We start from the raw sequence: 18,926 nt of genomic DNA on the forward strand, positions 1-18,926 counted from the left end.
CCTCATGCCGGGGTCCGCACCGCGCGGGCCGCCGCGTCGCGCGCCCGGCTGCCGCCGCCGGTCTGCCAGGTGCCCACCGACATCTCGGCCGTGATGCCGGGTCCGAAGCCGGCGAGCATGCCGCGGGCCCCTTCCTCGACCCCGCCCTCGTCGAACAGGCGGCGCAGGGCGTCCAGCACCACGGCGCTGGCGATGTTGCCGTACTCGGTCAGCGTCGCACGGCTGAACCGGAAGGCGTGCGGTTCGACGCGCAGGTACTTGGTCAGGTCGTCGAGGATGCGCGGGCCGCCGGCGTGGATGATGTAGAAGTCCAGCTCGGAGGCGTTCCACGCGTGGGCGCGGGCCAGGTCGTGGAGGGCGGGGGCCAGCGGCTCCATGGTGCCCGGCACGCGCTTGTCCAGCAGGAAGTGGAAGCCGGTCGCCCGGACGTCGTACGAGATCCAGTCCTCGGTCTTGGGGATCAGGTACGAGCTGTTGCGCTCCAGCCGCATGCCGGTGCCGCCCTGGCCGCGGACCACGGCGGCGGCGATGCCGTCGCCGAAGAGGCCGTTGGAGAGCAGCGAGCCGACGCCGAGGTCGGTGGGCTGGTAGCAGAGCGAGCAGAACTCGCACGCCACGATCAGCGCGTTGGCCTCCGGGTAGGCGGTGCAGAAGTCGTGTGCCCGGTTCACGGCGGCTCCGCCGGCCGCACAGCCGAGCTGCGCGATCGGTATCTGCCGCGTCGTGGAGGGGAAGCCCATCTCGTTGATCAGCCAGGCGGTCATCGAGGGCATCATGAAGCCCGTGCAGGAGACGTAGAGGATGACGTCGATGTCGCCCGGCAGGATCTCCGCGTGGTCCAGCGCCTGCCGCACCACGGCGGGGACGCGGGCCTTGGCCTCGGCTTCGTAGATCTTGTTGCGGTCCTCGAAACCGGGGTGCTTCAGGGTCTCCTCGATGGGCTGCACGATGCGCCGGGTGCGGACCCCGGTGTTCTCGATCAGTCGCAGCGCGAGGGGGAGCTGGGGGTGGTCGTGGTGTCGGGAGCGCGCCAGTTCCAGCGTCTCCTCCATGGTGATCACGTGCTCGGGCACGGACACCGAGGGCTTGCACAACGTGGCCATGTGGGTGCACCTGCTTTCGTGGGGATGTGTCGGTGCATCACTCAGCCTCACCCGGCGGGGCGCGGATATCGCGCGGGAGTGCTCCAACCGGGGAAGGGTGACGTCAGGAACGAGGACGGGAGACCGCTGTGGGGCGGACGGAAGCGCGTGACCTGCTCGAACGGGCGAGGGCCGAGTTCGCCCCCGACCCCGGCGCCAACCGGACCGTGCCGCTGATCGAGCGGGGCGAGGCCGGCGCCGGGGTGCTGCGGGCGCTGGCGCTGGAGGAACGGGCGGTGGTCGCGGCCGACCGGCGCGCCTTCCTGCGGCTCGCGGAACGGGCTGCGGCGATGCCCCGGTGCGCGGCGTACTACGCCGAACTGGCGCGCGGCGAGGAGGTGGCGGCGGAGCGGCTGGAGGACTTCGCCCGGGCGGTCGGGGCGGTGGCCGACGCGGCGGAGGGCGCGCGGGGGCGGGAGGACGGGCCCGGGGGCGGCGGACACGGCCACGGGCCGGGGGGCGGCGGGCACGGCTACGAGCCGCGCCCCGGCTGCCAGGCGTACCCCGCCTTCGTGGCCTGGCTGGCGCTCAACGCCGCGCCGGCCGGCACCGTGCTCGCGCTGGCCGCCAACTTCTCGGCCTGGGGCGGCTACTGCGCCCGCATCGCCAAGGGCCTGCGGGAGCACTACGGCCTGGACGACACGGCGTGCGGCTTCTTCGACCTGTTCGCCACCCCCTCGCCGGAGTACGAGGAGACGGTCCTGGCCGCCGTCCAGGAGTGGGCCGACGCCGGCCGGATCGACGAGGCGGCCGTGCGCCGGCACGGCCGCCTGCTCCGCTCGTACGAGGCCGGGTTCTGGGACGCGCTGCTCGAGGGGCAGGAGGACCAGGAGGGGCAGGGGGCCCGGAAGGGCCGGGAGCGCTGACGGGCCGGCGGGCGGTGGACCGGAGGGCGGCGGGCGGTGGGGGGGTGGGGGGAGGGACGGGGGCGGGACGAGGGGCCGCGGACGGGGTCAGGGACGGTCGCTGCTGTGGGCGATGCAGGCCACGTCGATCCGGTCGGCCAGCTTGGCGAGTTCGATGGTGAGCGTCGCCACGGTGTCCTCGTCCAGGTCGTCGCGGCCGTCCTCCACCAGCCGCAGCCACCGCCCGCCGACCGCCCGCAGCAACCTGCTGACGTCGGCGGCCGCCACCTGCAGCGTGCCGCCGCTGTCGACGATCAGGGGGAGAGTCACTTCGCGGTTCACAAAGGGGATGGTAGACCCGTAAGGGTCACGCTCCGTGCCAAACGGTCGTGATGTTGCAGAACTCCCGGATGCCGTGGCCGGAAAGCTCCCGTCCGTAGCCGGACCGCTTCACTCCGCCGAACGGGAACGCCGGGTGGGAGGCGGTCATCCCGTTGACGTACACCCCGCCCGCCTCCAGGTCGCGGGCGAACCGTTCGACCTCCTCCTCGTCGTCCGTCCAGACGTTGGAACTCAGCCCGAACGACGTGTCGTTGGCGATCGCCACCGCCTCCTCCAGGCCGGCCGCCCGGTACAGCGTGGCGACCGGGCCGAAGGTCTCCTCGTGGTGCACGCGCATCTTCGGGGTGATGCCGGCCAGCACCGTCGGCTCGTAGAACCAGCCCGGCCCCTCGGGGCGCCGGCCCCCGCAGAGCACCTCGGCGCCCTGCGCCACCGCGTCGTCGACCAACTCCTCCAGGTCGGCGCGGCCCTTCTCGGAGGAGAGCGGGCCGACGTCGGTGGACTCGTCCATCGGGTCGCCGGTCCGCAGCGCCCGGACGCCGGCGACGAACCGCTCGGCGAAGGCGTCGTAGACGTCGGCGTGCACGATGAACCGCTTGGCGGCGATGCAGGACTGGCCGGTGTTCTGGGTGCGCGCGGTGACGGCGACCTGGGCGGCCCGGTCCAGGTCGGCGGAGGGCATCACCACGAACGGGTCGCTGCCGCCCAGCTCCAGCACCGTGTGCTTGATCTCGTCCCCGGCCGCGGCGGCCACCGCGCGCCCGGCGGGCTCGCTGCCGGTCAGGGTGGCGGCCCGGACCCGCGGGTCCCGCACGACCTTCTCCACCTCGGCCGAGCCGATCAGCAGCGTCTGGAAACAGCCCTCCGGGAAGCCCGCGCGCCGGAACAGCCCGTCCAGGTACAGCGCGGTCTGCGGCACGTTCGAGGCGTGCTTGAGCAGGCCCACGTTGCCGGCCATCAGGGCGGGCGCGGCGAACCGCACGACCTGCCAGAGCGGGAAGTTCCACGGCATCACCGCCAGCACCGGACCCATCGGCCGGTAGCGCACCACGGCCCGGGAACCGCCGGAGTCCGCCACGTCGGCCGGGTCGGGGTGCTCGTCGGCCAGCAGCGCCTCGGCCCGGTCGGCGTACCAGCGCATCGCCTTGACGCACTTGGCGGCCTCCGCGCGGGCCTGCTTCAGCGGCTTGCCCATCTCGGTGGTGAGGGTCCGGGCGACCTCCTCGCTCTCCCGCTCCAGCAGGTCGGCGGCCCGGCGCAGCAGCCGGGAACGCTCCGCGAACGGGGTGGTCCGGTACGACCGGAACGCCGCGTCCGCGGCCGCGAGCCGGCGCTCGACCTCCTCCGCGCCGATGGCCTCGAACGTCCGGACCGTCTCACCGGTCGCCGGGTTCACGGTGGCGATGGGCATGCCCCACCAACTCCTCACTCGTCCTGCGGTTCGCCCGCGTGTGGTGCGCCGGGGGCCGAGTGCTCAGCGAGGCGGCGGAGAAACTCGGCCTGCGCCTTCACGATCACCTCGGCCGCCCGGCCGAGGGGCAGCCAGGCGACGCGGTCCAGCTCCGGGAAGACCCGGATCCGCCCGGAGCCGCGGGGCCACTCCATCTCGAAGGTCCCCGGAACGGCGGCGGGGTCCAGGTCCGCCCCGACCGCCCACGCGGTGACCGTCTTGCCGCCGGCCTGGCGCACCTCCCCGAGCGGCACGGCGGGGCCGTCGGGCGGCTCCAGCCCCAGCTCCTCGCGGAACTCGCGCAGCGCCGCCGCCCAGGGCTCCTCGTCCGCGTCGTACTCGCCCTTGGGGATCGTCCACGCGCCCGCGTCGCGGCGGGCGAAGAACGGACCCCCCTCCCCCAAGCTCCCGGCTTCGCTCGAGCAGGGGGGACCCCCCACGACCCAGCAGCACCTCCACGCCGCCGTCCGCGCCGCGGCGGTGCAGCAGCAGGCCGGCGCTGCGCCCGCCGCTCACGGGGCGACCGCGGGGTGCGCGGCGAGCAGGGTCTCCACGGTGTCCGCCTCGGCGGCGGGCTTGTCCTCGCGGTACCGCAGCACCCGGGCGAAGCGCAGGGCGACCCCGGCCGGGTAGCGGGTGGAGCGCTGGAGGCCGTCGTAGGCGATCTCCACCACGAGTTCCGGACGGACGGTGACACCCCAGGAGTGCTGTTCCACGGCCAGCTCCCGCAGCCGTTCGGTCTGCCACCGCAGCAGCTCGTCGGTCATGCCCTTGAACGTCTTGCCGAGCATCGCGAACCCGCCGTCCGCCGTGCGGGCGCCCAGGTGCAGGTTGGACAGCTTCCCGGAGCGCCGCCCGCTGCCCCACTCGGCGGCCAGCACCACCAGGTCCAGGGTGTGCACCGGTTTCACCTTCAGCCAGCCCGCGCCGCGGCGGCCCGCGCTGTACGGGGTGTCCAGCGCCTTCACCACCACGCCCTCGTGGCCCCGCTCCAGTGTCGCGGCGAGGAAGCGCTCCGCCTCGGCGGCACCCCCGGGCCCGTCCACCACCGCGCGCCGTACCCGCCGGGGTTCGGGCACCAGGCGGGCCAGCTCGGCGTGGCGTTCGGTGAACGGCAGGTCCATGAGGTCGCGGCCGTCCACGTGGAGGACGTCGAAGAAGACGGGGGAGACGGGCACCGCGCGGGCCGCGGTGGCCACGTCGGTGCGGGAGCCGATCCGGCCGGCGGTCTCCTGGAAGGGCCGGGGGCGGCCGTCCCCGTCCAGGGCGATCACCTCGCCGTCCAGGATCAGGCGCTCGCCGCCCAGCTCCCGGGCGGCGGCGACCACCTCGGGCAGGCGATCGGTGATGTCGTCCAGGGTGCGGGTGTGGATCCGGATCTCGTCGCCGTCGCGGTGGACCTGGACCCGGATGCCGTCCAGTTTCTCCTCGACGGCGGCCGCGCCACCCAGCCGTTCCACCGCCTCGGCCGCCGAGGCGGCGCTCTGCGCCAGCATCGGCAGCACCGGACGGCCCACCGTGAGGCGGAAGCGCTCCAGGGCGCCCGGCCCCTCGGCCAGCAGTGCCTCGGCGACCGGTGCCAGCCCGCCGGCCAGCATCACGGCGCGGCGGACGTCGTCCGGGGCGGCACCGGAGGCCTCCGCGAGGCCGTCCGCGGCGGCCGCGTCGAGGGCGCCCTGCCGGACCTCGCCGGTGAGCAGGGCGATCAGGAAGGCCTGCTCCTCCTCGGTGGCCCGGGACATCAGGCCGGTCACCAGCCGGACGCGCTCGGCCTGCGAGCCGGGGCCCGAGACGGCCTTCAGCGCGGTCAGGACCCGGTCGGTCTCCAGGACGGAGAGCGAGGCCCCGTCCGCCGCGGGGACGGGGCCGCGGAGGGTCTTCCAGCCGACGCCCAGCCGCCCCTGGGGAAGCCGGCCCGCCAGGTAGGGGATCACCACGGGCACGTCCGCCGGCTCCGCCTCCCGGAACAGTCCGGCGAGCAGCGCCTTCTTGCGGGACCGCGACGAGGTGGCGGCGACCTCACGCGACACGGTGGCAACACGCACCAGCAACATGCCGTCCAGGTTCCCCACCGGGGCACGCTCATCCCGTCGGAGGGTTCCCTCGGGGCAAGCGACCGCTTAGTATGCGGCGCGGGCGACCGTCGCGTCACCGTCGCGTCATGGACAGCGACGCGGGCGGCGTCCCGCAAGGACAACGGCAGCCGCGGGAGGCGCACCATGCAGGCTTGGCACGTGCACGAGAACGGCGCACCCCGCGAGGTGATGCGCTCCGTGGAGACCGGCCCGCCCGAGCCCGGCGAGAACCAGGTCCTCCTCAAGGTGCGCGCCGCCAACGTCAACTTCCCCGACGGCCTGATGTGCCGGGGCGAGTACCAGGTGCGGCCCCCGCTCCCGTTCACGCCGGGCGTGGAGATCTGCGGCGAGACCGAGGACGGCCGCCGGGTGCTGGCCACCCCGGTCCTGCCCCACGGCGGGTTCGCCGAGTACGCCCTCGCCGACGCGCGCGCCCTGCTGCCCGCCCCCGAGGCGCTGGACGACGCCGAGGCCGCCGCCCTGCACATCGGCTACCAGACCAGCTGGTTCGCCCTCCACCGCCGCGCGGCGCTCCGGGCGGGCGAGACCCTGCTGGTGCACGCCGCCGCCGGCGGGGTCGGCAGCGCCGCCGTGCAGCTCGGCAAGGCCGCCGGCGCCACCGTGATCGGTGTGGCCGGCGGCGGGGAGAAGGCCGCCGTCGCCCGCTCGCTGGGGTGCGACGTGGTGATCGACCGCAAGGCCGAGGACGTGATCGCCGCCGTCAAGGAGGCCACCGGCGGCCGCGGCGCCGACGTGATCTACGACCCGGTCGGCGGCGAGGCGTTCCGGCAGTCCACCAAGGTGGTCGCCTTCGAGGGCCGCATCGTGGTCGTCGGCTTCGCCAGCGGCACCATCCCGAGCGCCGCGCTCAACCACGCGCTGGTGAAGAACTACTCGATCCTCGGCCTGCACTGGGGCCTGTACAACACCAAGAACCCGAAGCTGGTCCAGCACTGCCACGAGCAGCTCACCGAGCTGGCCGCCCGGGGCGCCGTCAGGCCGCTGGTGAGCGAGCGGGTGCCGCTGAGCGGCGCCGCCGACGCCGTGCAGCGGGTCTGGGAAGGCGCCACCACCGGCCGTGTCGTGGTGGTCCCCTCGCTGGAGAACGGAGCCGCCGCATGACCGACGCAAGCGACCTGCGCCGCCGGACCCAGGAACTCCTGGCCGCGCACCCGCCCGCCACCACCGACCGCAAGGCCTTCCTGGAGGCCCGCTTCGACGCCGGCCTCGCCTGGGTGCACTTCCCCGAGGGGCTCGGCGGCCTCGGCCTGCCGCGCACCCTGCAGTCCGTGGTGGAGGCCGAACTCGCCGCCGCCGGCGCCCCGGACAACGACCCGCGCCGCATCGGCATCGGCCTCGGCATGGCCGCGCCCACCATCCTCCAGTACGGCACCGAGGAGCAGAAGCACCGCTTCCTGCGCCCGCTGTGGCTCGGCGAGGAGGTCTGGTGCCAGCTCTTCAGCGAGCCCGGCGCCGGCTCCGACCTGGCCGCCCTCGGCACCCGCGCGGTCAAGGACGGCGACGACTGGGTGGTCAACGGCCAGAAGGTGTGGACCTCCAGCGCCCACATCGCCCGCTGGGCCATCCTGATCGCCCGCACCGACCCCGACGTGCCCAAGCACCGCGGCATCACCTACTTCGTCTGCGACATGACCGACCCCGGCGTCGAGGTCCGCCCGCTGCGGCAGATCACCGGCGAGGCCGAGTTCAACGAGGTCTTCATCAGCGACGTCCGCATCCCCGACGACCGCCGCCTCGGCGAGGTCGGCGACGGCTGGCGGGTCGCGCAGACCACCCTGAACAACGAGCGCGTCGCCATCGGCGGGACCCCGGTCCCGCGCGAGGGCGGCATGATCGGCAAGGTCGCCGCCACCTGGCGCGACCGCCCCGAGCTGCGCACCCACGACCTCCACCAGCGGCTGCTGGACCTGTGGGTGGAGGCCGAGGCGGCCCGCCTCGCCGGCGCGCGGCTGCGCCAGCAGCTGGTCGCCGGACAGCCCGGTCCCGAGGGCGCGGGGATGAAGCTGGGCTTCGCCCGCCTCAACCAGCGGATCAGCGGTCTGGAGGTCGAACTCCTCGGTGAGGAAGGCCTGCTGTACGAGGACTGGACGATGGTCCGCCCCGAGCAGGTCGACTTCACCGGCCGGGACGCCGGGTACCGCTACCTGCGCTCCAAGGGCAACAGCATCGAGGGCGGGACCAGCGAGATCCTGCTCAACATCGTCGCCGAGCGCGTGCTGGGCCTGCCCGCCGAGCCGCGCACCGACAAGGACGTCGCCTGGAAGGACCTGGCCCGATGACCGCCCCCGCCACCACCCCCGCCACCACCCCCGACCTGCTCTACTCGCAGGAGGAGGAGGACCTCCGCGCCGCCGTCCGCGACCTGCTCGCCGACCGGTGCGACGCCGCCTCCGTGCTCGCCCGCGCAGAGTCCGGCGAGCCCCACGACCGGACGCTGTGGAAGAGCCTCGCCGAGGACATGGGCCTGGCCGGCCTGCTGGTCCCCGAGGAGCGCGGCGGCCAGGGCGCCGGGCACCGGGAGGCCGCCGTGGTGCTGGAGGAACTGGGCCGCGCGGTCGCGCCGGTGCCGTACCTGACCAGCGCGGTCGTCGCCACCGAGGCCCTGCTGGCCTGCACCGGCGAGGAGGCCGGCCGGCTGCTCACCGGCCTCGCCTCCGGCCGGACCGTGGGCGTCCTCGCCGTCTCCCTCACCACCGCCCCCGGCGACACCCCGCGCACGGCGCGGGTGGAGGACGGCGCGCTGCACGGCGAGTTCACCGGCGTCGCCGACGCCCGGGCCGCCGACGTGCTGCTGGTGCCCGGCGAGGACGGCGCGCTGTACGCCGTCGACGCGACGGCCGCCGGTGTCGCCGTCACGCCGCGGGTCTCCCTCGACCTGACCCGCCCCGTGGACACCGTCACCCTCGACGCGGCGCCCGCCCGGCGGGTCGCCGACGACGCCTCCGGGCCCGTCGGGCGTGCCCTGCTGGCGGGCGCCGGACTGCTCGCCTCCGAGCAGCTGGGAGTGGCCGAACAGGCGCTGACCGGGACGGTCGGCTACCTCAAGGAGCGCAAGCAGTTCAACCGGCAGGTCGGCGGGTTCCAGGCGCTCAAGCACAGGCTGGCGAGGATCTGGCTGGACGTGGTCAACCTCCGCGCCGCCGCGCGGAGCGCCGCCGACGCGCTGGCCACGGGCAGCCGGGACGCCGACGTCGCGGTCGCCGTCGCCCAGACGTACGCGAGCCGGGTCGCCGTCCACGCGACGGAGGAGGCGGTGCAGCTGCACGGCGGCATCGGCATGACCTGGGAGCACCCGGCACACCTGTACCTGAAGCGGGCCAAGGCCGACTCCCTCGCCTGCGGAACCCCCGGACGGCACAAGGAGCGGCTGGCCGAACTGGTCGACCTGCGCGGGCCGTCCGCCTAGGAAGCGCCCCCGGGGCGGCGGTCCGTCCGCACGGACCGCCGCCTCCCGCACACCGGAACACCACACGTTCGGCGGACACGTCAACCACTCGGACGTTCCTCCCATTGCGCCACACTTGCGGCCGAAAGCCGTGAAACGGGCGCGCAGTGGAGGAGATTCCCGATGGCCATTTCCCTCTCCGTGGTGATTCTTCTGCTGATCTTCGCCACCATCCTGCTGCGCTGCGGATCGCTCAAGCTCTCGCACGCCACGATCTGCGTCCTGCTCGGGTTCTGCCTCGCCGGCACCAGCATGGCCCCCACCATCCACAACGGCCTCGCGGCGACCACGGAGATCGTGAGCAGCCTCAACCCGTGAGGGGCCCCGCGGGACGGGCCGGCCCCTCGGCCGGCGCCGCCGTCCGTCTCACCCGCCGTCACCGCCGTCGCCCAGGGCCGCCCGGCCCGCCTCCAGCCGCGCCACCGGGACCCGGAAGGGCGAGCAGGACACGTAGTCCAGCCCGGCGGAGTGGAAGAAGTGGACCGACGCCGGGTCGCCGCCGTGCTCGCCGCAGACCCCGACCTGCAGCCCCGGGCGGACGGCCCGTCCCTCCTCGACGGCGATCCGCACCAGCCGCCCCACCCCGTCCTCGTCCAGCGTCTCGAAGGGCGAGGCGGCGAAGACGCCGCGGTCGATGTAGGCGGGGAAGAACTCGGCCTCCACGTCGTCGCGGGAGAAGCCCCAGGTGGTCTGGGTGAGGTCGTTGGTGCCGAAGGAGAAGAAGGCGGCCTCCTCGGCGATCGGGCCGGCGGTCAGCGCGGCGCGCGGCAACTCGATCATCGTGCCGACGGGGCAGTCCACCGGCGCCCCGGACTCCTCGCCCACCTCCGCCAGCACCCGCGCCACCTCGGCCTTGACCAGCCTCAGCTCCTCCACGTCGCCCACCAGCGGCACCATGATCTCCGCCCGGGGGCGGCCGCCGGCCCGCCGGCGCGCGACCACCGCCGACGCCACCGCCCGCACCTGCATGCCCACCAGACCGGGCACCGCCAGGCCCAGCCGGACGCCGCGCAGGCCCATCATCGGGTTCTCCTCGTGCATCCGGTCGACGGCCTCCAGGAGCTCCAGGTCGCGCCGCCCGGGCCGCTCGCCGCGCGCCTCGGCGGTGGCCACGCGGACCGCCAGCTCCACGCGGTCGGGCAGGAACTCGTGGAGCGGCGGGTCCAGCAGCCGGATGGTGACCGGCAGCCCGTCCATCGCCTCCAGGATCCCGGTGAAGTCGGCCGTCTGGAGCGGCAGCAGGGCGGCCAGCGCCCGCTCGCGCTCCTCGGGGGAGCGGGCCAGGATCATCTCCTCCACCAGCCGCCGGCGGTCACCCAGGAACATGTGCTCGGTGCGGCACAGGCCGATGCCCTGCGCGCCGAAGCGGCGGGCCCGCTCCGCGTCCTGCGGGGTGTCCGCGTTGGCCCGCACCTCCAGCCGCCGCACGGAGTCCGCCTGCTCCAGGGCGCGCGTCACCGCCGCCACCAGACCGCCCCCCGCGGCAGGGTCCCCCGCCGCGGGGTCCGTGCCGGTCTCCAGGTGCCGCATCACCTCGGACGGCACCAGCGGCACCTCGCCCAGGTGGACGGCGCCGGACGAGCCGTCCACCGAGATCACCCGCCCCTCCTCGACCACGGTGCCGTCCGCCGCGGTGAAGCGGCGGCCCGCCGTGTCCACCACCAGTTCCTCGGCGCCGCACACGCACACCTTGCCCATGCCGCGCGCCACCACCGCCGCGTGGCTGGTCTTGCCGCCCCGGCTGGTCAGGATCGCCTGCGCGGCCACCATGCCCGGCAGGTCGTCCGGGTTGGTCTCCTGGCGGACCAGCACCACCCTCTCGCCGGCCGCCGCCCGCCGCGCCGCCTCCACCGAATCGAACACCGCCGCCCCGACCGCGGCGCCCGGCGAGGCGGCCACCCCGCGGGCCAGCGGCTCGTCGGCACGGCTCGCGTCGAACCGGGGGAACATCAGCCGGGCCAGACCCTCGCCGCCCACCCGGGACAACGCCTCCCGGCGGTCGATCAGCCCCTCCTCCGCCAGCGCGTCCGCGATGGCGAACGCCGCCTCGGCGGTCCGCTTGCCGACCCGGGTCTGCAGCATCCACAGGCGGCCGCGCTCGACGGTGAACTCGATGTCGCAGAGGTCCCTGTAGTGGCGCTCCAGCGTCCGCATGATCTCCAGCAGCCGCCGGTAGGAGGCCGGGTCCAGCTCCGCCAGGCCGGCCAGCGGCACCGTGTTGCGGATGCCGGACACCACGTCCTCGCCCTGCGCGTTCGGCAGGTAGTCCCCGTAGACGCCCGGGCGTCCGGTCGCCGGGTCGCGGGTGAAGGCCACCCCGCTGCCGGAGTCCGCGCCCAGGTTGCCGAAGACCATCCGCTGCACGGTGACCGCCGTCCCCAGGTCCTCCGGGATGTGCTCGCGCCGCCGGTAGAGCCGCGCGCGCCCGCCGTTCCACGACCCGAAGACCGCGAGGACGGCCCGCCGCAACTGCTCCGCGGGGTCCTGCGGGAACTCCTCGCCGGTCTCCCGCAGGATCAGGTCCTTGTAGGCGCCGGTGAGCGCCGACATGTCGTCCGCGTCCAGCGCCAGGTCGTCCGAGGCCCCGCGGCGCCGCTTGAGGGCGTCCAGGACCTCCTCGAAACGGGCCGCGGGCACGCCCATCACCGTCGTGCCGAACATCTGCAGCAGCCGCCGGTAGGAGTCCCAGGCGAACCGGTCGCTGCCCGAGGCCCGCGCCAGACCCCGCACCGACCCGTCGTGGAGACCGACGTTCAGGACCGTCTCCATCATCCCCGGCATCGAGATCCGGGCCCCGGAGCGGACCGACAGCAGCAGCGGGTCGTCCGCGCCGCCCAGGGACCGCCCCGCGGACTCCTCCACCGCCGCCAGGTGGCGCGCCACCTCCTCGGCCATCCCCTCCGGGGGCGACCCGGTGGCCAGGAACGCGCGGCAGGCCTCGGTGGTGATGACGAACCCCGGGGGCACCGGCAGGCCCAACCGGGTCATCTCGGCCAGGTTCGCCCCCTTGCCGCCGAGCAGGCCGGCCATCTCCCGGCCGCCCTCCGTGAAGTCGTACACGTAACGGACCATGGCACCGCTCCCTCGACGTCGTACGGGCTGCGCGGGCCCTGCGGGCCCCTGGCCAGGGCCGACAGGCCCTGGTCGAAGGTCCGGGACCGAGGCATGATCGTCGGCGGGACACCCTGCCGAACGACAAGGAGCAACCGATGGCGGACAGCCGGCCGGCCGGCCCCGCGAGCCCGATCCGGGTCTTTCTTCTCGACGACCACGAGGTGGTCAGGCGCGGGGTGCACGACCTCCTGGACGACGAGCCGGACGTCACCGTGGTGGGTGAGGCCGCCACGGTGGCCCAGGCCCTCGTCCGGGCTCCCGCGCTGCGCCCGGACGTGGCCGTGCTGGACGTCCGGCTGCCCGACGGCGACGGGGTGAGCGTATGCCGCGAACTGCGCTCCCGCATGCCGGACCTGGCCTGCCTGATGCTCACCTCCTTCGACGACGACGAGGCGCTGCTGGACTCCGTGATGGCCGGCGCCGCGGGATACGTGCTCAAGCAGATCCAGGGCTCCGACCTGGTCGCCGCGGTCCGCGCGGTGGCGGCGGGCCGCTCGCTGCTCGACCCGGCGGCGACCGCCCGGCTGATGCGCCGCCTGCGCGGCGAGGAGACCCGGCGGCCCGCCGCCGGCCGGCTCCCCGACCTCACCGAGCGCGAGCGCGAGATCCTGACGCTGATCGGGGAAGGGCTGACCAACCGGCAGATCGGCGAGCGGCTGTTCCTGGCGGAGAAGACGGTCAAGAACCACATGTCCCGGCTGCTGGCCAAGCTCGGCGTGGAGCGGCGGGTGCAGGCCGCGGTCATCGCCACCCAGATGCGGGAGGGCCACCGGTAGGTCCCGTCCCGGCGGCGGCGCCGCTGCTCCGCGGCCCGCCGGCCGGCCGCGCCGCCGGTCCGCCCGCCCGGCGCGTGCCGTGCGGGGTGCGCCGTCCGCGGGTGCGGGCGGGGGGAACCCTCCCTAGCCTGGGTCGGGGGGCGTTCCCGCCCGAGACCAGGAGGCCGCACCATGAAGGCGCTCGTGTTCCACGGACCCGGCAGGCGTTCCTGGGAGGACGTCCCCGACCCCGTCGTCCAGGACCCCACCGACGCGGTGGTCAAGGTCGACGCGGTCACCATCTGCGGCACCGACCTGCACATCCTCAAAGGCGACGTGCCCGCGGTGAAGCCCGGACGGATCCTCGGTCACGAGGCCGTCGGCACCGTGCGGAGCGTCGGCGAGTCCGTCACCAACGTCGCCCCGGGCGACCGGGTGCTGATCTCCTGCATCACCTCCTGCGGCCGCTGCCGCTTCTGCCGGGAGGCCCGCTACAGCCTCTGCACCGGCGGCGGCAGCTGGATCCTCGGGCACCTCGTCGACGGGGTGCAGGCCGAGTACGTGCGGGTGCCGTTCGCGGACACCTCCACCTACAAGCTCCCCGACGGCGTCCCGGACGAGGACGCCCTGCTGCTCGCCGACATCCTGCCGACCTCCTACGAGATCGGTGTCCTCAACGGCGGGGTCTCGCCGGGCGACGTGGTCGTGGTCGTGGGCGCCGGACCGGTCGGCCTGGCCGCCATGACCACCGCCAGGCTCTTCGGACCGCGCCAGGTGATCGCCGTCGACCCCGCCGCGCAGCGGCGGGAGGCCGCGCTGCGGCACGGCGCGGACCTGGCCGTCCCGCCGGACGGGGAGGTCAGGGCGAGGGTCCTCGAACTCACCGACGGCCTGGGCGCGGACGTCACCATCGAGGCGGTGGGCATCCCGGAGACCTTCGAGCAGTGCGCGGACCTGGTCCGGCCCGGGGGCCGCATCGCCAACGCGGGGGTGCACGGGGCGCCGGTGACCCTGCACCTCGAGGACCTGTGGATCAAGGGCATCACCCTCACCACGGGCCTGGTCGACACCAGCACCACGCCCACCCTGCTCAAGATGGTCGCCTCGGGCGGGCTGGACGTGAGCGGCTTCGTCACCCACCGGTTCGGTCTGCAGGAGATGGACGAGGCGTACGACGTCTTCGGGCGCGCGGGGGAGACGGGCGCGCTCAAGGTCGCCCTCGCCGCGGGCTGACGCCGCGGTGGCGCGGCCGGTGCGGCCCCGCAGGCGGCGCGGGCCGCGCACCCTCGCCGCCGGGGGCGGCACGGGCGGGGTGCGGGGGCCGCCCGGCACCGGCGGGCGCGGCCGGCGCCGCACCCGCACCCGCGCCGGCGGCCTCGGGCGCCGCCGCGAAGTCCGCGTCGCCCAGCTGGGTCCTCCAGTGGGCCCAGTGGGCGGCGATCTCGTCGGCGCCCAGCCGCCGCTGGGCGGGTCCCCACACCGTGGTGTCCGGCGGGACCAGCGCGGGTCCGGCCTCCTGCGGGTCCGGGTCGTGCGGCGCGGGCAGCCCCGGAGCCTTCACGGCCACCGACAGCGGCCACCCCGGCAGCGCGACCACCATGGAGCGCTCGTCGGGGGAGAGGTCGTACTCCATGCCGCAGTCCCACGAGGCGACGGCCGTGGCGACCAGCGGGACGTCGTCCACCACCACGGTCCAGCGCGCGCCGCCGCCGTCCTGGCCGAACAGCAGCCCGTACCCGCCCCGCGTCGGTTCCAGCCCCAGCGCGGCGCAGGCCTGCGGATAGTCGTCGCCCAGCACGCCGGGGAACCGTCCGGGCGTGAGCAGGACCGCGGTCAGCACGGACAGCGCGTCGTCGTCCGCCGCACCGTCCGCGACCGCCCCCGCGGCCCTGTCCTCCGCGCCCCGGGCGCCGACGGCGGGCCCATCCGTTCCGGCCATGCCGGCAGCCTCCTTCTCACAGGTCGTCGGCGCACCCTAGACCGGCGGCGGCCTTGTCACCGGGGGAGCCGCCTGTTTCAGGGCCGGGAGGCGGGCAGACCGAGCAGTTCCCGGGCCACCACGTCCGGACCCACGCCCCGCTCCCTGGAGAGGGTGAGCACCGCACGGCACGCGAGTTCGTTCACGCCGAAGGACAGCGCCTCGGGGGAGACCCAGGAGGAGGCCTCGTCCATCGCGTCCTCGTCGTCCGCCGCCGAGGCCGCCACGTAGGCGGCGGCCGCGTCGAAGACGTTGTGGGGACGGGGCCTGGGCCCCGCCGGGGCCGGGGCCGGCTCCGCGGAGCCGATCAGCCGGGCGAGCACCGTGCGCAGCTTGCCGAGCACTGCGAGCCACCTACTTCCGGTCTGTCCGTGACGTTGCCTGGAGTTCGGCCTTCCGTCACCAACGTAGGCATGGAACCGCCTGATCAGTAGAGGGCGTCGGGTGCCTCCGGCGCCGCCTCGCGCACCGCGAGCGCGAGGAAACGCGACGGCTCGTCGACGTACCCGGTCAGCCGCCACCCCGCCGCCCGGAGCAACGGCCGGAGGTTCGGCTCCGCTCGCAGGTCGTCCGCCGTGAGCTCGCGTCCCTGCCGGGCGGCCAGCGCCGCCCGCCCCACCGGGTGGAAGAGCGCCAGCACGCCTCCGGTCCGCACCGCCCGCCCCAGCGCCGCCAGGTCCCGCCCCGGCTCGGGCAGATGAGCCACCAGCCCCGCCGCGAGCACGGCGTCCAGCGTCCCCGTGCGCACCGGAGGGGCGGCGGCGTCCGCCAGCACCAGGGACCCGTCCCCGCCGCGTCCGGCCCGCGCCGCCTCCCGCAGCATCTCCTCGGTGAGGTCCACGCCCAGCACCACCCCCGACGGCCCCACCGCCGCCCGCAGCGCGGGCAGCGCGCGGCCCGTGCCGCAGCCCGCGTCCAGCACCCGGTCGCCCGGCCGCAGCCCCATGGCGGCCACGGCGGCGGCGAAGGCGGGTCCGTCGTCGGGGAACTTCCGGTCCCACTCCGCCGCCCGCGCGGCGAAGAACCCCCGTACACGGTCACGGTCATACACGCGTGTGCGACGCTCGCTCATGCTCCGCATGATCTCCCGGAATCGCCGTAACGGACGGTGCATGTTCGTTCACGCGGCGATCCGTCCGGTAAGGCGAAGCGTCATGTTCCGTCACCTTCCGAAAGGCGGGAGGCCGCGCGCCGGGTGCCTGACTAGCGTCCCCGTCTCATGGGACACCTGGACCACGCAGCCTTCGGCTGGCTGACCCCACTGCTGTCGTACGCGATGGCCTGCACCGGAGCCGCCCTCGGGCTGCGCTGCACCGTCCGCGCGCTGGAGACCACCGGCAGCTCGCGCCGCAACTGGCTGCTCACCGCCGCCTCCGCGATCGGCACCGGCATCTGGACGATGCACTTCACCGCCATGCTCGGCTTCGCCGTCCGCGGCACCGACCTCCGGTACGACGTCCCGCTGACCGTGCTCAGCCTGGTCGTCGCCATGATCGTGGTCTGCGCCGGCGTCTTCGCCGTCGGATACGGCCGCGACCGCACCCGCGCCCTGGTCCTCGGCGGACTCACCACCGGCCTGGGCGTCGCCTCCATGCACTACCTCGGGATGGCCGCCCTGCGCCTGCACGGCGACATCTCCTTCGACCCGGTGATGGTCGCCGTCTCCGTGGTGATCGCCGTCGTCGCGGCCACCGCGGCCCTCTGGGCGGCCCTCCACATCACCTCGCCGCTCGCGGTGACCGCGGCCTCCCTGGTCATGGGACTGGCGGTGAGCAGCATGCACTACACCGGCATGTCCGCCGTGCGGGTGTGGGTCGTCCCCTCCGCCGAACCCCTCGCCGGGGCCACCGCGACGCAGTTCGTCTTCCCGCTGGCCGTGGGCCTCGGCTCCTGGCTCTTCCTGACCTCGGCCTTCGTCGCGCTCTCCCCGACGGCGGGCGAGCGGGCCGCCGAGGACGCGGCCCGGCTGGCCTGGCGCAGCACACCGGCCCCCGGCGGGCGGCCCCCCGCCACGGAGGGACCTCCCCCCGGACGAGGAACCCCCCTCGGGCGCGGGACCTCCGCCGGACGAGGAACCCCCCTCGGGCGCGGGACCTCCGCCGGACGAGGGAACCACGTCGAGCGAGGGAGCCATGCGTACACCCCCTAGGACCCCCCGCGCCGGCGGCCCCGTCACCCCGCCCCCGGTACGGGGCCGGAGGGCCCACGCCGGGCCCCCGGCCGACGAGACCGCGGAGGAGCTCGCCGCCGCAGCCGCCGCCGCGCGACGCACGGCCCCGGCCGGCGGCGGTCTGCGGCTGCGGCCCCGCACGGTCCGCGCCAAGGTCGTCAGCCTGCTGATCGTCCCTGTGATGTCGCTGCTGGCGCTGTGGGGCCACGCCACCGTCACCGCCGCCCGGGACGTCGCCGCCATGCGGCAGTCGGAGCGCGTGGACTCCCAGGTCCGCGTGCCCATGGCCGAGGCCGTCACCGCCCTCCAGGCCGAACGCGCCTCCGCGGTGCGGCTCGCCGCCGGCGGCGACGGGGTGCCGCGCGCGGAGTTCCGCGCCCTCACCACCGCCACCGACCGGGCCGTCGGACGACTGCGGGTGGGCGGCACGGGCACCGTCGCCGACAGCGGGGAGCTCCCGCCCGAGGTGCCGGAACGCCTGCGCGCCTTCCTGGCCGGCGCCGACTCCCTGCGCCCGGTGCGCTCCGACCTGCTCGACGAGGACGCCCGCTGGGAGAGGACCTACCGGGCGTACACCGGCGTCATCGCGGACGCCCTCGCCGTGGACGGCGCCCTCACCTTTGTCCCGCACGTGCGGGAGGGCACCGACGCACGCGTCATGCTGGAACTGAGCCGGGCCGGCGAGGCGCTCGCCCAGGAGGACGCCCTGCTCGCCTCCGCACGGCTCGACGGTTCGCTCGACGGCGAACGGCGCGCCCTCTTCGCCGCCTCCACCGCCGCCCGCCGGGCACTCGTCGCATCCGCCGCCCCCGACCTGCGCGAACCCCAGCGCGGCGTCTGGCGGGCACTCGTGCACGACGGCGGTCACGAGGCGCTCGACCGGGCCGAGGACACCGTGCTGCGGGCCGAGCCCGGCGAGGCGGCCGCCCGTGCCGTGCCGGCCGACGTGTGGGAGGCCGCCCACGACCGGGTCCGGACGCCCCTGCGCGCGGTCACCGACCACGCCTCCCACACCGACCCGGACGGTTCCGGCCCGCTGACGCGCGCGCTGTTCACCCCCGCCGGGGCCGCCGTGCTCCTGGGCCTCCTCGCGGTGGCCGCCTCCCTGGTGGTCTCGGTGCGCATCGGCCGCGGGATCGTCGCCGACCTGGTCGGCCTGCGCAACAGCGCCCTGGAGATCGCCCGCCGCAAACTCCCGCAGGCCATGCGCAAGTTGCGGGCCGGCGAGGAGATCGACGTCCACGCCGAGGCCCCGCACGGCCCGCCCGCCGAGGACGAGACCGGACAGGTCGCCGAAGCCCTCGGCACCGTGCACCGCGCCGCCCTGCGCGCCGCCGTGGAGCGCGCCGAACTGGCCGGCGGCATCTCCGGCGTCTTCGTCAACCTGGCACGACGCAGCCAGGTGCTGGTCCACCGCCAACTGGCCCTTCTGGACGGCATGGAACGCCGCGCCGAGGACCCGGACGAGCTGAGCGACCTGTTCCGCCTCGACCACCTCACCACCCGCATGCGGCGGCACGCCGAGTCGCTGATCATCCTCTCCGGCGCGGCCCCGGGCCGGGCCTGGAGCAGGCCGGTCTCGCTCACCA

The 18,926-nt window shown here is 75.2% G+C and carries 15 protein-coding genes and 3 pseudogenes; 9 read left to right on the forward strand and 9 right to left on the reverse strand.

Features of this window, described 5'->3' with window-relative positions:
• Positions 1 to 2: 2 nt before the first annotated feature.
• Positions 3 to 1,103 (reverse strand): type III polyketide synthase, encoded by a 1,101-nt coding sequence (locus A2U95_RS18865; RefSeq protein ID WP_166024067.1) that lies wholly within the window; start codon positions 1,101 to 1,103, stop codon positions 3 to 5.
• Positions 1,104 to 1,231: 128 nt separating this feature from the next.
• On the opposite strand from A2U95_RS18865, the gene A2U95_RS18870 reads away from it, so the two are divergent.
• Complete coding sequence (locus A2U95_RS18870) at positions 1,232 to 2,008, forward strand: transcriptional regulator (RefSeq protein WP_166024069.1); 777 nt, start codon at positions 1,232 to 1,234, stop codon at positions 2,006 to 2,008.
• Positions 2,009 to 2,095: 87 nt separating this feature from the next.
• On the opposite strand, the gene A2U95_RS18875 is transcribed toward A2U95_RS18870, so the two are convergent.
• The 4 genes and pseudogenes from A2U95_RS18875 to A2U95_RS18890 all read right to left on the reverse strand — a co-directional run bounded on the left by A2U95_RS18875 (position 2,096) and on the right by A2U95_RS18890 (position 5,833).
• Positions 2,096 to 2,329: a DUF6213 family protein gene (locus A2U95_RS18875; protein WP_166024071.1), complete on the reverse strand. Its 234-nt coding sequence runs from the start codon at positions 2,327 to 2,329 to the stop codon at positions 2,096 to 2,098.
• A gap of 25 nt (positions 2,330 to 2,354) precedes the next feature.
• Positions 2,355 to 3,740, reverse strand: a complete 1,386-nt coding sequence (locus A2U95_RS18880; RefSeq protein ID WP_166024073.1) for an NADP-dependent succinic semialdehyde dehydrogenase — start codon at positions 3,738 to 3,740, stop codon at positions 2,355 to 2,357.
• A 14-nt stretch (positions 3,741 to 3,754) separates the two neighbouring features.
• Positions 3,755 to 4,295 (reverse strand): annotated as a pseudogene (locus A2U95_RS18885) (NUDIX hydrolase).
• Positions 4,292 to 5,833 (reverse strand): ATP-dependent DNA ligase, encoded by a 1,542-nt coding sequence (locus A2U95_RS18890; protein WP_166024077.1) that lies wholly within the window; start codon positions 5,831 to 5,833, stop codon positions 4,292 to 4,294. Before A2U95_RS18890 ends, A2U95_RS18885 begins: the two are co-directional and overlap by 4 nt.
• 165 nt (positions 5,834 to 5,998) lie before the next feature.
• On the opposite strand from A2U95_RS18890, the gene A2U95_RS18895 reads away from it, so the two are divergent.
• From A2U95_RS18895 to A2U95_RS18910, 4 genes are all read left to right on the forward strand, one after another.
• Positions 5,999 to 6,976: an NADPH:quinone oxidoreductase family protein gene (locus tag A2U95_RS18895; protein WP_166024080.1), complete on the forward strand. Its 978-nt coding sequence runs from the start codon at positions 5,999 to 6,001 to the stop codon at positions 6,974 to 6,976.
• The gene (locus A2U95_RS18900; RefSeq protein WP_166024082.1) at positions 6,973 to 8,154 is read left to right on the forward strand and encodes an acyl-CoA dehydrogenase family protein; all 1,182 of its coding nucleotides are present in this window, start codon (positions 6,973 to 6,975) and stop codon (positions 8,152 to 8,154) included. Before A2U95_RS18895 ends, A2U95_RS18900 begins: the two co-directional genes overlap by 4 nt.
• Positions 8,151 to 9,281 carry an acyl-CoA dehydrogenase family protein gene (locus A2U95_RS18905; RefSeq protein ID WP_166024083.1) on the forward strand — a complete coding sequence of 377 codons (1,131 nt, stop codon included), beginning with the start codon at positions 8,151 to 8,153 and terminating at the stop codon, positions 9,279 to 9,281. The genes A2U95_RS18900 and A2U95_RS18905 overlap by 4 nt, the downstream gene beginning before the upstream one ends.
• A gap of 162 nt (positions 9,282 to 9,443) precedes the next feature.
• Entirely contained in the window at positions 9,444 to 9,638 is a 195-nt protein-coding gene (locus tag A2U95_RS18910; protein ID WP_166024085.1) for a hypothetical protein, read from the forward strand.
• A gap of 48 nt (positions 9,639 to 9,686) precedes the next feature.
• Here A2U95_RS18910 and ppdK read toward each other — a convergent pair whose 3' ends face one another.
• Positions 9,687 to 12,392, reverse strand: a complete 2,706-nt coding sequence (gene ppdK, locus A2U95_RS18915) for a pyruvate, phosphate dikinase (protein WP_166024087.1) — start codon at positions 12,390 to 12,392, stop codon at positions 9,687 to 9,689.
• Between the two features lie 137 nt (positions 12,393 to 12,529).
• On the opposite strand from ppdK, the gene A2U95_RS18920 reads away from it, so the two are divergent.
• Positions 12,530 to 13,210 carry a response regulator gene (locus A2U95_RS18920; RefSeq protein WP_166024089.1) on the forward strand — a complete coding sequence of 227 codons (681 nt, stop codon included), beginning with the start codon at positions 12,530 to 12,532 and terminating at the stop codon, positions 13,208 to 13,210.
• Positions 13,211 to 13,381: 171 nt separating this feature from the next.
• The gene (locus tag A2U95_RS18925; RefSeq protein WP_166024091.1) at positions 13,382 to 14,422 is read left to right on the forward strand and encodes an alcohol dehydrogenase catalytic domain-containing protein; all 1,041 of its coding nucleotides are present in this window, start codon (positions 13,382 to 13,384) and stop codon (positions 14,420 to 14,422) included.
• A 16-nt stretch (positions 14,423 to 14,438) separates the two neighbouring features.
• Here A2U95_RS18925 and A2U95_RS18930 read toward each other — a convergent pair.
• The 3 genes and pseudogenes from A2U95_RS18930 to A2U95_RS18940 form a co-directional block, all read right to left on the reverse strand.
• Positions 14,439 to 15,128: pseudogene (locus A2U95_RS18930) on the reverse strand (hypothetical protein); the annotation flags it as partial.
• A gap of 77 nt (positions 15,129 to 15,205) precedes the next feature.
• Positions 15,206 to 15,490 (reverse strand): hypothetical protein, encoded by a 285-nt coding sequence (locus A2U95_RS18935; protein ID WP_420857027.1) that lies wholly within the window; start codon positions 15,488 to 15,490, stop codon positions 15,206 to 15,208.
• Positions 15,491 to 15,594: 104 nt separating this feature from the next.
• Positions 15,595 to 16,248: a class I SAM-dependent methyltransferase gene (locus A2U95_RS18940; protein ID WP_166024093.1), complete on the reverse strand. Its 654-nt coding sequence runs from the start codon at positions 16,246 to 16,248 to the stop codon at positions 15,595 to 15,597.
• Between the two features lie 138 nt (positions 16,249 to 16,386).
• On the opposite strand from A2U95_RS18940, the pseudogene A2U95_RS18945 reads away from it, so the two are divergent.
• Together A2U95_RS18945 and A2U95_RS18950 are read left to right on the forward strand one after the other, a co-directional pair.
• Positions 16,387 to 17,133, forward strand: a pseudogene (locus tag A2U95_RS18945) (MHYT domain-containing protein); the annotation flags it as partial.
• Between the two features lie 166 nt (positions 17,134 to 17,299).
• Positions 17,300 to 18,926, forward strand: a 1,627-nt coding sequence (locus tag A2U95_RS18950; RefSeq protein ID WP_206282909.1) for a nitrate- and nitrite sensing domain-containing protein, incomplete at its 3' end; no start/stop codon positions are given.

The sequence above is a fragment of the Streptomyces chilikensis genome (genome assembly GCF_001642695.1).
Classification (GTDB): domain Bacteria; phylum Actinomycetota; class Actinomycetes; order Streptomycetales; family Streptomycetaceae; genus Streptomyces; species Streptomyces chilikensis.